We start from the raw sequence: 13,108 nt of genomic DNA, 5'->3' as shown, positions 1-13,108 counted from the left end.
ATTATGCTTTTAAGTATTCAGACTGTTCAACACTATCAAATTTCTCCAGCGAAGCGATGTAAAATTCTGCTTCGGCCGGTACAACATGGCCTTCGTCCATAAGTTTCTTCTTAGCCTGCTCGCTTGAGCTTTTCAACAGTAATTTCACCTCGGCCATAGCCACAGAAGGTAATACCCTGATGAACAACAGGAACATGGTAAAGAATACACCGATTGAACCGATGAACACACTTACGTCAACCCAGGTTGGATAGAACATAGCCCAGCTTGATGGTATAAAGTCGCGGTGCAGTGAGGTTACGATAATTACGAAACGCTCAAACCACATACCGATGTTAACCACAATTGATAATACCCATGACAACGGAATGTTGGTACGGATCTTTTTGAACCAGAACAGCTGAGGGGTAATTACGTTACAGGTCATCATGCTCCAGTAAGCCCACCAGTACGGACCGGCTATACGGTTTGCGAAAGCATATTGCTCATACTCGTTTTGAGAGTAGAAAGCGATGAACAACTCTGTTAAGTAAGCCACACCTACTATCGAACCTGTTAACATGATGATTTTGTTCATCGATTCGATGTGGAACATGGTGATGTAGTTTTCCAGACCTAAAACCTTACGTGCAATAAGCAACAGGGTTTGTACCATGGCGAAACCCGAGAAGATCGCACCTGCAACGAAGTATGGAGGGAAGATGGTAGTGTGCCATCCCGGTTCCAATGAAGTTGCAAAGTCCATTGATACGATGGTGTGTACCGAAAGTACCAGTGGGGTTGAAACACCTGCCAGGATCAATGATACTGTTTCAAAACGTTGCCAGGTTTTAACTGAACCTGTCCAGCCGAATGACAATACCGAGTAGATACGGCGGCGGATACCTTGTGCACGGTCACGGATGGTAGCGATATCAGGCAATAAACCTGTGTACCAGAATACCAATGAAACCGAGAAGTATGTTGAGATCGCAAATACGTCCCAGATAAGCGGTGAGTTCCAGTTTACCCATAACGAGCCGTATTGGTTTGGCAACGGTAATGAATAAACAGCCATCCACGGACGGCCCATGTGAGCGGCGATATAAGTAGCCGCACAAATTACCGCGAAGATTGTCATCGCTTCGGCCGAGCGGTTGATAGAGTTACGCCAGTTTTGACGGAACAGTAACAATACCGCCGAGATAAGCGTACCGGCGTGACCGATACCTACCCACCATACGAAACCGGTAATGTCCCAGGCCCATCCTACTGTTTTGTTCAGGCCCCATTCGCCCAAACCGAACCAGAAGGTCCAGCTGATTGCGAAAACCCAAAGCGAGGCGCCAAGCGAGGCTACACTAAAGCCGATCCACCAGGCTTTACCCGGCATATTTTCTACAGGGCGTAATACATCATTCGTAATTTTTGCATACGTGATGTCCTTACCCGTAATTAACGGTTCCCTTATTATTGATTCACTATGAGATGCCATATATCTTAATCTCTGTATATAAAAATTTATGCCTGAGCTTCAGTTTCTATTATATTTCTAACTTTTGTCTGGTAACCAATACCTGGTTGTACGTTAAGTTCTTCAAGCACGTAGTAAGTTCTTTCGCTTGCAAGTGCTTTTGAAACTTCAGAGTTAGGATCATTCCTGTTACCGAATACGATAGCGTTGGCAGAACATGTTTGCTGACAAGCCATTTTGATTTCGCCATCTTTAAGCGGGCGTTTTTCAATTTTAGCTTTCAGTTTACCAGCCTGGATGCGTTGGATACACATTGAGCATTTTTCCATAACACCACGGAAACGTGTAACCACATCCGGGTTAAGTACTAATTGTGTATGCTCACCTTGCAGGTAGTTATCAAAACGTGCATCGTTCCAGTAGTTGAACCAGTTAAAGCGACGTACTTTGAACGGACAGTTGTTAGCGCAATAACGTGTACCTACGCAACGGTTGTAAGCCATGTGGTTTAAACCTTCTGACGAGTGAACGGTAGCTAATACCGGGCACACAGTTTCACAAGGTGCGTGGTCACAGTGCTGACAAAGCATTGGCTGGTGAACAACCGATACATTGTCAAAGTTCTCAAGCTTATCAATTTCCTTTTCTTTGGTAACTGCTTCTTCGCTGTTGCCATGGTCATTGTAGCTATAGTAGCGGTCGATACGGATCCAGTGCATTTCACGACGACGTGAAACCTCATCTTTACCTACAACCGGGATGTTATTTTCTGCAGAACATGCAACCACACAGGCACCGCAACCGGTACAAGCGTTAAGGTCGATAGCCATTACCCAGTCATAAACAGGGCGATCGTGGTTATCCCAAAGCGATTCAGCGTTGTAATCTTTACGACCGTGCTCATTACCGCTTCCCGCAGCAGGGTTCTTTTTGTATTCAACAAAAGTAGCCTCGCGGATCACGCTCCTGCCCTCGTACGAGTGGTGGGTTTGTGTTTGCGCAAGCGGCGATTTGTAACCAGCCGATTTGAATGATGCTACAGCAGCAGTTTGGAAAGTACCATTACTTAAGCTAAAGAATGGGAAAGCATTTTTACCAACGTAGTTACCAACCGGGCCAGCATTTGTACGGCCATAGCCTACAGCAACAGATAAAGTTCCCTGAGTTTGACCAGGCTGGGCTAATACCGGTAACTCAACTGAGTAACCGTTAGCTTCGATTTTGATCACATCACCTTCTTCCAGTTTCAATTTCTTCATATCAGAAATTGACATGGCAGCAAAGTTATCCCAGGTAACTTTTGAAACCGGATCAGGAAGTTCCTGCAACCATGGGTTGTTGGCACGTTTACCATCACCTATAGCCTGGCTTACATAAAGCTGTAATTCAAATTTGTCACCATCAGCGGCAACAGCTTTGCTTTGGGTTAATATTTTTTGGGTTACACCGGCAAGGTCAAGGCTAAAGCTGTAAGCGCCTGCGGTTGCTGGAGCAGCTATAATCATACCTGTTTGCAACAAGGTTTCCCAGCCTTTTTGACCAGACAAGCCTCCTTTTGCCAACAAACCCGAATCCCAGGTTTTGCGCACGTAAGTGTAGTAATCTTTTATAGGGTTTTCCATCCAAACCAGTAAGCTGTGCTCTGCCTGGCGGGTGTTGTAAACCGGATTAATTGTTGGCTGTACTACTGTGTAGTAACCTTCAACAGCGTTAGCATCGCCCCACGTCTCTAAATAATGGTGGTTTGGAGCGTTAACGGTAGCTAATAAAGCTGTCTCGTCGTCATGATCAGCAAATGATACTGTTAAACGAACGTTTTTCAACGCTGCTTTAAACTCATCATTTTTGTAATAATCGTAAGCAGGGTTAGCATTCAAAAATAATACTGCACCAACATCACCACGTTTTACTTCGCTTACAAACTCAACAAATGCAGCATCGTTACCAGCGTATTGTTTTGATGGGTTATCCAAATCGATAGTAGTACCGTAGCTACCTAACAATGAGTTGATAGCGTTTACCAATACTTGTGTAGCAACATCGTTTGAACCTGAAACAACCAATGCTTTTCCTTTAGCTGCTACTAATTCTTTAGCGGCTAACTGGATAGCGGTATCCACCTTTTTGTTGCCGGTTGCTTTTGAACCAGGTAAAGTAGTACCAGAGATTGCATTGTAAAGGTTTATTAATGCAACGCCAATTTCAGATGGTTTGGTAGTGATACGGGCATCGGCGTTAGTACCGGTCATGCTCATACCAGTTTCAAACTGAATATGACGAGACATTTTTTTGTTGGCCAGCGATTTGCTGTTACGGTTTGAAACGTACTGGCGGGTAAATTCTTCGCCAGAGATCCATGTACCTAAGAAATCAGCACCAAAGCTTACAATTACATCGGCTTTATCAAAATTGTAGTGAGGCAATACTGCTTTACCAAAACTGTTTTGATTAGCCTGAATGATACCGGTGTAGGAAACCGCATCATAATTGATATGTTTTGTAGTAGGGTATTTAGCGATGAACTCGGCAATAACTGCTAAGGTTGAAGGGCTGTATACAGTAGAAGTAACCAAACGGATACCTTTGCCTGATGCAGCAACAGCTGCAAGCTCTTTCATTACATAAGCATCAACCTCGGCCCAACCTGCTTCGACACCTTTTAACTTAGGGTCTTTTAAACGGTTAACATCATACAGGTCAAGTACCGAAGCCTGGGCCTGGGCGCTTAAACCACCTTTTGAAAACACATCGTTAGGGTTACCTTCTACTTTGATAGGACGACCTTCTCGGGTTTTAACCAAAATAGCCTGACCTTCATAGCTTGAAGAGTAATAGTTAGCCACACCCGGGGTAACCTCTTCAGGTTTGATCAGGTACGGAATTGATTTATGCACCGGCACTTTCTGACAAGCTGCCAATGTAACCGCACCAACACCAAAGCCAAGCGCTTTTAAAAAGTCGCGGCGTGGAGTTTTAGCTGATAAACCAGATCCGCTAAGCACTTCCTCGATAGGAATTGGCTCTGCAAATTCGTTCTTATTTTTCTCAACAAATTCTGGTGTTCTGTTTAGTTCTTCTAAACCTTTCCAGTATTTTTTATTGCTGTCCATTTAAGCTGTATAAACTGTAATGCTAAATTCTTTTTATTAATAGTGACACTTACCGCACTCGATACCACCCAATACGGCGGCTGTAACTTTCTCACCTTTCTTGATCTTATCGTGTGCAGCCAGGATGCTGTCATAGTAAGCATTGCCTTTACCGTTAACTTCGGTACGTTTGTGGCATTGGATACACCATTTCATGGTAAGCGGAGAGTATTGGTAAACCTCTTTCATTTCCTGTACCGGGCCGTGGCACTGCTGACATTTAATCCCGCCAACTTTTACGTGTTGTGAGTGGTTAAAGTAAGCCAGGTCGGGCAGGTTGTGGATACGTACCCACTGAATTGGTTTAGCCGCGGTGCTGTCATACTTCTGTGTTTTTGGATCGTAACCCAAAGCATCATAAATCTTGTGAATCTCTTCCGATTCGGTTTTAACAACCTTGTGGCAGTTCATACACACGTTTAATGAAGGGATAGAAGCATTTTTTGACTTGTATGCACCTGAGTGACAGTACTGGCAATCAATTTTCATGATACCGGCGTGTAACTCGTGCGAGTATTTAATAGGTTGCACCGGCTGGTAACCCTGGTGAACGTTGGTGTTCCATAAAGTAACCCAACCCCAGCTGCACATTGCAACAGTACCGGCAACCAATATAAAGAATACCAGTTTTTTGTTTTTAAGGATCTTAGTGATAAATTCCTTTTTAGCATCAACCGCTACAGCACCTTCCGGAGTAACAACCTCGTCTTCAATAATAAGATCTTTGTTTTTAAGCAAAATGCGCTCTAAAGAACCTACTACCCTGTTTAGTACCAGGATAACGATGAAAGCGATAACGATAATACCGATCAAACCGTAAACAACCATATCGCTCGGGCCGCTTTCAACTTTCGCACCCGGAGCAGCGGTAGCACCGCCTGCAGGTTTAGCCTGCATGTCTTTCCAGGTAGCACGAACGTAGGTTATAATATTACCTACATCAGCATCGCTAAGGTCAGCAAATACGGTCATGCCCGACTGGTTATACTCATTATAAATTTTGAGTGCCTTAGGGTTTTTAGCAGCAATCAGCGCCTGGTTATTCTGAATCCACTGGATAAGATATTTATCGTCGGTTTCTTGAGTAAGCTGCGGACCTAATGCCGGACCAATTAAACGGGTGTCGATTTTGTGACAGGTAGTACATTTTGATTTGAAAATGGCCTCGCCTTTAGCAGCGTCAGTTTGCGCGTACGCAGTTGATAAACTCCAAAAAGCAAACCCGGCAATCAGTAAAACCGACCTTGAGAATTGTTTAAGAATCAATGAGAAACTTCTCATACAGTGTATTTATGCTAAATAATTTTTATATTAATGATTGAAACTGTTGTAAGATGTATGTTTCATCGGATAATTACAGGCACAAAAGTATAATTTTATACACTATCGGTGACACATAAATGACACCAACCTATAATTTATAATCGTTCTAAATAGACAGAAAACTGCGTTTAAACGCTGCTAAATGCATATTAATGTCATTTGACATTTTTAGGGAATAATTATTATCCAACTTTAATTATAAAATTTTATCTATTGTTTTAATAACCAGGCAAAAATAAGCGGTGCAACAATCGTAGCATCGCTCTCTACAATAAACTTAGGTGTGTGGATGTCAAGCTTGCCCCAGGTTATTTTTTCGTTTGGAACTGCGCCCGAGTACGAACCATACGAAGTAGTTGAATCTGAGATCTGGCAGAAATAGCTCCAGAATGGTACGTCATGCATTTCCATATCCTGGTAAAGCATCGGCACAACACATATCGGGAAGTCGCCGGCTATACCACCACCTATCTGGAAAAAGCCGATGCCTTTGCCAGATGAATTTTTAGTATACCAGTCGGCCAGCCATGCCATGTATTCGATACCGCTTTTCATGGTTGAAGCTTTAAGCTCACCTTTAATTACGTATGAAGCAAAGATGTTGCCCATGGTTGAGTCTTCCCAGCCTGGTACTACGATAGGCAGGTTCTTTTCGGCAGCAGCCAGCATCCATGAGTTTTTAGGATCAATTTCATAGTATTGCTCCAGCTCGCCACTCAATAATATTTTGTACATGTACTCATGCGGAAAATAGCGCTCGCCACTGTCATCAGCATCTTTCCAAATTTTATGAATGTGTTTTTGCAAACGGCGGAAAGCTTCTTCTTCAGGAATACAGGTATCAGTAACACGGTTATAGTGATTTTCGAGCAGGTCCCACTCTTCCTGGGGGCTCAGGTCGCGGTAGTTAGGCACCCTTTTGTAGTGTGAGTGTGCCACAAGGTTCATGATATCCTCTTCAAGGTTAGCACCTGTACATGATATAATAGCAATTTTATCCTGGCGGATCATTTCGGCCAGTGAAATACCCAGCTCGGCTGTACTCATGGCACCGGCCAAGGTTACCATCATTTTACCGCCTTCTTCAAGGTGTGTTTCATAGCCTTTAGCTGCATCCATTAATGCCGCGGCGTTAAAGTGCAGATAATTTCTTTCAATAAACTGCGAAATAGGTCCTCTTGTAGTGCTCATAATATTTCAATAAAATTTCAGCCGCAAAAGTAGACATTTTAGTTAAATTGAATTTTAAATGAACCTTTATCTTTTTATAACCATTTCATACCTAAAATTAGCTTCCTGTCCCCTACCCCCTCAGCATATTGTCATTCTAATTTTAAAAATGCCCGTTCGCAGAACCTTATAAAACAAAATGGGTTATATTAGCCCCGACAAACATCTATGAAGAAACTTGTTACCTTAATACTGGTCTGCGCTTTTTCAACCAGTGCCTTTTCACAAATCTCCCGCATTGTAAAGCGAATGTATTTTGATAAAGATACTTCCCGCAAAAGCAGCTTTGTTATTTTGCCTGTATTAAGCTCCGCTCCGGAAACCGGCCTTGAAGTTGGCGGTGCGGGTCTCCTTTCTTTTTATACCGATACTTCAAAACTCAATACAAGGGTATCCAATGTTTTTGGCTATGCCTCCATTACTACCAAAGGCCAGAGCCGCTTAAGCCTTACTACCAGCTACTGGACACCCGCAAACAACTATCACCTTACAGCCGGCATCAGTTACATCAATTTCCCTTTCAACTTTTATGGTATCGGCAACAATACATTAAAGACCAATTCCGACAGGATTGGTCAAAAGCGGTTCAAGGTTAATTTTACCGCCGAAAAAAAAATATCCAATAACCTGTATGCCGGCATAACAGGCGGTGCCTGGGATTACAAATTCAGAGACGATGATAAGACAGGTATATTTTATACCGATCCTCGCGTTGAAGACCATGGCGGTGGTCCAAGCGCCTATATAGGACCAACCATCACATTCGATAACAGGAACAATAATACATACACCACCAAAGGGCTCATCGTAAACGCCTATTTCCAGGCTATACACGGCATGTTTGGCAATAATGACTATAAAGGCGGATTCTTTAATATCGAATACTCGCAGTTTTTTTTGCTGGCACCTAAATGGGTACTCGGCCTCGATGTGCAGGAACAAAGCCTTACCGGCAGCACTTCGCCATTTTATTTACTACCCGGCCTGGGAAGCGACGAACTGATGCGCGGTTATTACAATGGCCGTTTCCGTGACCGTAACATGATTGCCGGCCAGGCCGAACTACGCTACCGCTTAAGCGACCGCATTGGGTTTGCCGGCTTTGTTGGCGGGGGCGAAGTTTTTAAAAGCAGCTTCAGCACATCCGAACTAAAACCAAACTATGGCGGCGGCATCCGTTACTTTTTTGATGTAGAAAAAGGGCTTGCCGTACGTATTGACTATGGCGTAGGCCAGAAGATCCCGAACGAAAAAAGATTAACCGGTTTTTATATTGCATTGGGACAGTCGTTTTGATCTTTAAGTTCATATTTGACGGATCATAGTTCATAGCAAATTATCGTAAATGGATTGAGTGATTTAATACAACCACACTTCGGCCATGAACTATGATCTATTAACCATGAACGAACCAACGGTTAATACCTCACCCTAAAATCTTCCTTACTCATTCCTGGCTTAAAAAATACCAGGCCGATATAAAAGAGATCAATAGTTACCCTAACCTGCTGGTTTAGTTTAAGCTGCTCCCATGATTGCCTGGTGGATGCATTGCGATAGATATTTGTAAATATGATAACGCTGTCATCATGGATAGACGGAATAATCTTTTCAAGATAACTGACAGGTCTTTGTTTTAAGGCATCTGCCAGTATCATGTCAACCTGGCGAATGCCTGATGTTGTTGATGAAACACTTTGAACCTCGGGGTTAGATTGTTTAATAACAAATTCGGTGATGTAATCCTCCGCATCAGCTAACAATATCGTTTGGGGCTTAAGGTAAACACAAAACCTATAAAGTAGATGGTAAAATTTTAACGGCAGTGTATTTATCACACCCTTGTCAGAATGTTGTTTTTGGGCGATTTTTTTAATATCGCGGTACACTTTTTGGCCTCTGTAATCGTAGATAACCGTATCAATCAGCTTGTAAACAAATGGAGAGTGTATGCCGTGCCTGTTGTTGGCCAAAAAACGGTGCCGCAGGTAATTAAGCCCATACCTTATATTATACATTGCTGTAAAAATAGAAAAGGTTTAGTATTTTAGCATTACAGCGTATGATAAATCCAACTGAAGTAAATTCATTGATCCGCCTGCTGGATGATCCGGACAGCGAGATCTTTGAGCATGTGTATAACAAATTGTTTTCATATGGAGCAGAGGCTATTACTTATCTCGAGTCGGCCTTTGAACAGGCTTTTGACCCTATTCAACAAGAACGCATTGCCAACCTGGTACATGAAATTCAGTTCAGTAATCTTAAAAACGATTTAAAACTTTGGAACCAAAGCGGCGCGTTCGACTTGTTGCAGGGCATCCTCATCATTAACCGATACCAATATCCCGACCTTGATGAGCAAAAGGTAATTAACCAGATAGAAGCTATTAAACGAGATATCTGGATCCAGATGATGAACGAGGCCAGCCCGAAAGAGCAGGTTAAGTTGATCAACCATGTGTTTTACAACATCTACGGTTTCAGCGGTAATACCGCCAATCACCTCGATCCGCAAAACAGCTATCTGAGCCAGGTATTGGAAACTAAAAAAGGCAACCAGATCTCATTGGCGATTATCTACTCTATCATTGCACAAAAGCTGGATATCCCTGTTTACGGCGTAAATCTTCCCCAGCATTTTATCCTCGCCTATCTTGACGAGAGTATGCAAAGCGAGTTTGAAAGCGGGATCCTGTTTTATATCAACGCCTTTAACAAAGGCTTCCTGTTCGGCAGGCGCGATGTGGATATGTTCCTGAAACAGCTTAAACTTAAATTTGATAAGCAGTTTTACGAACCCTGCTCCAACACTGATATTATTAAGCGTGTGCTTCGCAACCTCATCAGTGCCTACGAAAATCTGGGTTCGGCAGAAAAGGTGAGGGAGTTGAATGAGCTGCTAAATATCATGGAAGCCCCCCCCGCCCCCTAAAGGGGGTGCTTTTGATTTGCAGGATTTCATCTTTTCACCTGCTATTTGTTCCCCCTTTAGGGGGTTAGGGGGCCCTTCATCACACCGATACTGTGTTTCATCCCATTTATTTATTCAGTAGTATTGTGAATTATACCTTGCGGGCATAATTCAAAACACGATGAACGATCTCCTGAAAAAAAACCTTAACCTTGGCAAAATTGAATTTTGGGCCGCAACCACTATTTATGTTTTTGGCCTGCTCCTTCTGTTAGCCAAAGTGTCTAACAGTGTCGATAATGAAATATGGACCCCATACCGGTACATGTTCAACAATTACCACCTGCACTACTCCTACTCTAAATATTTCTTTTTCCCGCAGGTGTTTAGGTACACTGGTTATTACGGCGCCTACCTGCTCTGGAATTTTATTATAGTACCGGCCTTAGCACAAAAAAGGCGGGTAGCATGGCATATCATTTTGGGTTTGGCCTTGCTTGTTGCCCTTTGGGGCCTATTCGGCATTACCGATACCTGGCTTAAGGGATATCTATTTTACCATAAATCGGCCGATTATGTGTATAACATCGTTTTTAAAACAAATGTATTATACGCTTTGTGGGTAATAATGATGCTTACTTTTTATAGCATGGTCAAATTTGCTACCCGGTTTTTATTGAGTAACGTTGATAAAATAAACGCCAAATACCAGGTAATTACCCGTGGCTGTGTTATAGCCCTGGTTATTTGTATGATCACAACATTCTTGCTGGCGCTTTCCGAAGCCCAGTATGAATTGATAGTTACGTTTGTGATTATAGCGCTGACAGGCATTGGGAATGTTAGTTTTTCGTTCTATAGCCTTATACCAGCAACATTTGCCAAAAATAGGGGTTTCTTTAACTACCTGTTTAAGGTTACAGGCATAATGCTGGTGATCAGTGTGCCGATAGGATTTTTAACAGCAGTTATTTTTAACAAGGTAAATATAGAACCTGTGTTTATCATAGGTGCCTTTAACTGTGGCATCCAGATATTATTGGTTGCTCCTATAAGCTGGATGATTTATAAGCGTAATCTTGCCGGAAAACAGGAGATTGTACATCTCAAAACGGCCCTCGGCCGCTCCACTGCCGATCTGGATTTCCTTCGCTCACAAATTAACCCGCATTTCCTGTTTAACGCATTAAATACACTTTACGGAACAGCTTTACAGGAAGATGCCGAACGTACCGCCGAAGGTGTGCAACGACTGGGCGATATGATGCGTTTTATGCTACAAGAAAACATGCAGGAAAAAATACTGCTGGTACGCGAGATCGATTATCTTAATAACTATATCGCCCTGCAAAAACTCCGTACCCAAACATCGCCCGATATTACTATTGTACTTCAAATTGAAGAGCATGTTAATGCCCTGCAAATTGCCCCAATGCTGCTGATCCCCTTTATTGAAAACGCATTTAAACACGGCATCAGCCTGCGCGAACCTTCACATATCAATATCAGCCTGCAAACCAAGGAAAATACACTTTACTTTGATGTGCATAACAGCATCCATCCCAAAGTAGTTAACGATACCGAAAAATATAACAATGGTATAGGGCTGGAGAATGTTAAACAACGGCTGGCACTTTTATATCCTGACAAACACGAATTGGTGATCCGCGAAAGTGCCAAAGATTTTTTTATACATTTAACTATACAACTGCAATAAGCTTTGATTACTGCCATAGCCATTGATGACGAACCCATAGCACTTGATGTGATCCGCTCGCATGCTGCAAAAGTGCCTTTTGTTGACCTCAAAGCCGAGTTTACCGATGCCTTTAAAGCGATGGATTATCTGCAGCGCGAACCTGTGGATCTGTTGTTCCTGGATATTAAGATGCCCGATATTTCGGGCATCGATCTGTTAACATGTCTCAATAAAAAACCGCTGGTGATATTTACCACCGCCTACACCGAACACGCTGTTACCAGCTTTGAACTGGACGCGGTAGATTATTTATTGAAACCCTTCGCGCTTACCCGGTTCATAAAAGCCTGCAACAAAGCCTATGAACTTTATAGTTTCAGGAACACGGCCGAGGTTAAGGATTACATTTTCCTGAAAACCGGCTATGAGCAGGTGCGCGTTAACTTCGACGACATTTATCATTTAGAAGCCACAGGTAATTATGTAAATTTTATATTAAAGGATAGCAAAGTGCTTACCCGCATGACCATCACTGAAGTTGAGGCGCTACTGCCGGCTGAGAAGTTTGTCAGGATCCATCGGTCGTTTATTGCCGCTGTAAATAAAATTGATAAGATAGAACGCCATCAGGTAACAGTAAATGGATTTTTGCTGCCTGTAGGCGGCGCTTATGTGCCGAATTTGGGAATGATTAAATAATCCCTTACAGATCGTTTATACGCTGGCATAATCATTATCTTTAGCTTATGCAGCAACGTGAACTTATCATCAGCAATTATGTAAAGGCCTATAACAACTTTGATGTTGAAGACATGCTTAAAAACCTCGCACCATCCGTTAAATTTCAAAACATATCAAACGGTGATGTGGATATGGAGCTAGATGGTATAGCAGCATTCAGGAGCCAGGCCGAACAGGCAACTGAGCTTTTTGAACGCCGCGAGCAAATTATCCGGTCTTTTAAACACACCGGCAACAAAACCGAAATAGCTATTGACTATAACGCAATTTTAGCCGCCGACCTGCCAAATGGATTAAAGAAAGGTGATGAGTTAAATCTGAAAGGGCATTCAATTTTCACTTTTGACGGAGATAAAATTGTTGGGATAATGGATATTAGTTGATAAAACTCATGCTAAGTTTGAAAGTCCGGCGGACATGAAGATGTGACTACAAAAGAAGCCTGTCAGTTTGAGCCTGTCGAAGACTTGAGCGCAGTGGCCCTACCCACTATGCTCCTACGGGCTACCCATGACAAGATAAAAAATGTGGTTTTTCGCAGCAGATCAGCTTCGGGTGAAAACGAGCAGAACGATGCTGGGCGGTGCGGCTGCAGGGGC

At 42.8% G+C, this 13,108-nt stretch carries 10 protein-coding genes; 5 read left to right on the top strand and 5 right to left on the bottom strand.

The genetic code is table 11. The annotated features are described in order from the left end of the window. Position 1: 1 nt before the first annotated feature. The 4 genes from nrfD to BLS28_RS08965 form a co-directional block, all read right to left on the bottom strand. Positions 2-1,474: an NrfD/PsrC family molybdoenzyme membrane anchor subunit gene (nrfD, locus tag BLS28_RS08980; RefSeq protein WP_091165019.1), complete on the bottom strand. Its 1,473-nt coding sequence runs from the start codon at positions 1,472-1,474 to the stop codon at positions 2-4. 26 nt (positions 1,475-1,500) lie between these two features. Then, positions 1,501-4,563 (bottom strand): TAT-variant-translocated molybdopterin oxidoreductase, encoded by a 3,063-nt coding sequence (locus BLS28_RS08975; protein ID WP_091165016.1) that lies wholly within the window; start codon positions 4,561-4,563, stop codon positions 1,501-1,503. 36 nt (positions 4,564-4,599) lie between these two features. Beyond that, positions 4,600-5,883, bottom strand: a complete 1,284-nt coding sequence (locus tag BLS28_RS08970; protein ID WP_091165012.1) for a c-type cytochrome — start codon at positions 5,881-5,883, stop codon at positions 4,600-4,602. 252 nt (positions 5,884-6,135) lie between these two features. Next, positions 6,136-7,116, bottom strand: a complete 981-nt coding sequence (locus tag BLS28_RS08965; protein ID WP_090530168.1) for a deoxyhypusine synthase family protein — start codon at positions 7,114-7,116, stop codon at positions 6,136-6,138. 207 nt (positions 7,117-7,323) lie between these two features. Here BLS28_RS08965 and BLS28_RS08960 point away from each other — a divergent pair, with 207 nt between their 5' ends. After that, positions 7,324-8,451 (top strand): BamA/TamA family outer membrane protein, encoded by a 1,128-nt coding sequence (locus BLS28_RS08960; RefSeq protein ID WP_143020720.1) that lies wholly within the window; start codon positions 7,324-7,326, stop codon positions 8,449-8,451. Positions 8,452-8,573: 122 nt separating this feature from the next. Here BLS28_RS08960 and BLS28_RS08955 read toward each other — a convergent pair whose 3' ends face one another. Then, positions 8,574-9,173 carry a hypothetical protein gene (locus BLS28_RS08955; protein WP_091165003.1) on the bottom strand — a complete coding sequence of 200 codons (600 nt, stop codon included), beginning with the start codon at positions 9,171-9,173 and terminating at the stop codon, positions 8,574-8,576. Between the two features lie 44 nt (positions 9,174-9,217). Here BLS28_RS08955 and BLS28_RS08950 point away from each other — a divergent pair, with 44 nt between their 5' ends. From BLS28_RS08950 to BLS28_RS08935, 4 genes are all read left to right on the top strand, one after another. Continuing rightward, the gene (locus BLS28_RS08950; RefSeq protein ID WP_176844415.1) at positions 9,218-10,090 is read left to right on the top strand and encodes a transglutaminase family protein; all 873 of its coding nucleotides are present in this window, start codon (positions 9,218-9,220) and stop codon (positions 10,088-10,090) included. A gap of 160 nt (positions 10,091-10,250) precedes the next feature. After that, positions 10,251-11,786 (top strand): sensor histidine kinase, encoded by a 1,536-nt coding sequence (locus BLS28_RS08945; protein ID WP_218134392.1) that lies wholly within the window; start codon positions 10,251-10,253, stop codon positions 11,784-11,786. 3 nt (positions 11,787-11,789) lie between these two features. Continuing rightward, the gene (locus BLS28_RS08940; protein WP_223266289.1) at positions 11,790-12,467 is read left to right on the top strand and encodes a LytR/AlgR family response regulator transcription factor; all 678 of its coding nucleotides are present in this window, start codon (positions 11,790-11,792) and stop codon (positions 12,465-12,467) included. Positions 12,468-12,514: 47 nt separating this feature from the next. Next, positions 12,515-12,892, top strand: coding sequence for a nuclear transport factor 2 family protein (locus BLS28_RS08935; RefSeq protein WP_091165001.1), 378 nt, complete (start codon positions 12,515-12,517; stop codon positions 12,890-12,892). The last annotated feature ends 216 nt before the right edge of the window (positions 12,893-13,108 follow it).

The organism is Mucilaginibacter gossypii, assembly GCF_900100945.1.
Lineage (GTDB): Bacteria > Bacteroidota > Bacteroidia > Sphingobacteriales > Sphingobacteriaceae > Mucilaginibacter > Mucilaginibacter gossypii.
This window is presented reverse-complemented; position numbering and strand designations above follow the sequence as displayed.